This window comes from Streptomyces sp. CB01580 (assembly GCF_001905795.1).
Classification (GTDB): Bacteria; Actinomycetota; Actinomycetes; order Streptomycetales; family Streptomycetaceae; genus Streptomyces.
In genome coordinates this window covers 1-1,502 of the sequence record NZ_LIXJ01000016.1, presented here as the reverse complement: position 1 = coordinate 1,502, position 1,502 = coordinate 1, and the positions used below count along the sequence as shown (strand labels likewise).

The 1,502-nt window shown below is 71.0% G+C and carries 2 protein-coding genes; one reads left to right on the top strand and one right to left on the bottom strand.

Annotation, left to right across the window (positions count from 1 at the left end):
* Positions 1-655: flavin monoamine oxidase family protein (locus AMK22_RS41105; RefSeq protein WP_242434091.1), on the top strand; the 655-nt coding region annotated here is incomplete at its 5' end.
* 84 nt (positions 656-739) lie between these two features.
* Here the strand turns inward: AMK22_RS41105 and AMK22_RS22040 are convergent.
* A partial coding sequence (locus AMK22_RS22040) for a fumarylacetoacetate hydrolase family protein (RefSeq protein WP_073787559.1) occupies positions 740-1,502 on the bottom strand: 763 nt, incomplete at its 5' end.

Below are 1,502 nucleotides of genomic sequence, written 5' to 3'. Positions count from 1 at the left end.
CGACCACTGGACGGCGATGGAGCGCACCCACTACATGGAGTCGTCCAAGCTGTTCGTCCCCGTCGACCGGCCGTTCTGGCGGGACGAGGCCGTCGACGACAAGGGGGTGCCGACCGGGCGGGACCGCATGTCGATGACGCTCACCGACCGGATGACCCGGGGGACGTACCTCCTGGACGACGGCCCCGACCGGCCCGCCGTCATCTGTCTCTCGTACACCTGGTGCGACGACAGCCTGAAGTGGCTGCCGCTCTCCGCGAACGAGCGCATGGAGGTCATGCTGAAGTCGCTCGGCGAGATCTACCCGGACGTCGACATCAGGAAGCACATCATCGGCAACCCGGTGACCGTCTCGTGGGAGAACGAGCCGTACTTCATGGGCGCGTTCAAGGCCAACCTGCCGGGCCACTACCGGTACCAGCGACGGCTGTTCACCCACTTCATGCAGGACCGGCTGCCCGCCGACCGGCGCGGCATCTTCCTCGCGGGCGACGACATCTCCTGGACGGCCGGATGGGCAGAGGGCGCCGTGCAGACCGCACTCAACGCCGTCTGGGGTGTGATGGCCCGGTTCGGCGGCGCGACCGACCCGACCAACCCCGGCCCCGGCGACGTATTCGACGACATCGCCCCGGTCGAACTCCCCGAGGACTGAGGGGCGTTCGGGCCGGGACGGGCGCCGGGGGGAGGGCGCGGCCCCGATCCGACGGGGGGCGGGGCCGCGCCCGGCCGATCGGGGTCAGGCGGGGCGGCAGACGCTGCGCTGGCGTCCCAGTCCCGAGATCTCGACCTCCATCACGTCGTCCGGCCCCAGGTACGGGAAGCGGCCGGACAGCGCCACGCCCTGCGGGGTGCCTGTGTTGACGATGTCACCCGGCTCCAGCACCAGGTACTGCGACAGGTGGTGCACCAGGTGCGCCACACTGAAGATCATGTCCGCGGTGCTGGAGTCCTGCCGCGGCTCGCCGTTGACGAAGCTGCGCAGCCGCAGCCGCTGCGGGTCGCCGACCTCGTCGGCCGTCACCAGCACCGGGCCCAGCGGATTGAACGTGGCGCAGCTCTTGCCCTTGGACCACTGCCCGCCCGACTCCTCCAGCTGGAAGGCGCGTTCGGACACGTCGTTGCTGACGGCGTAGCCCGCGATGTGCGCGGCGGCGTCGGCGGGGGAGTCCAGGTACGAGGCGCGGCGGCCGATGACGACGGCCAGCTCCACCTCCCAGTCGGTCTTCTTCGAACCGCGCGGGATCAGCACGTCGTCGTACGGGCCGACGACCGTGTTCGGCGACTTGTAGAAGAGGATCGGCTGCTCGGGCGGCTCGCTGCCGGACTCCGCCGCGTGCGCCGCGTAGTTCTGGCCGATGCAGAGCAGCGCGGAGGGACGGGCCACGGGGGCGCCGATCCGCTCGCCGGTGATGTCGATCTCGGGGAGCGCGGGCTCGGCGGGGACGAGGTGCGGATTGTCCGCGAGCGCGGCGAGGAACGCGCCGTCGATGTCGTCGGTG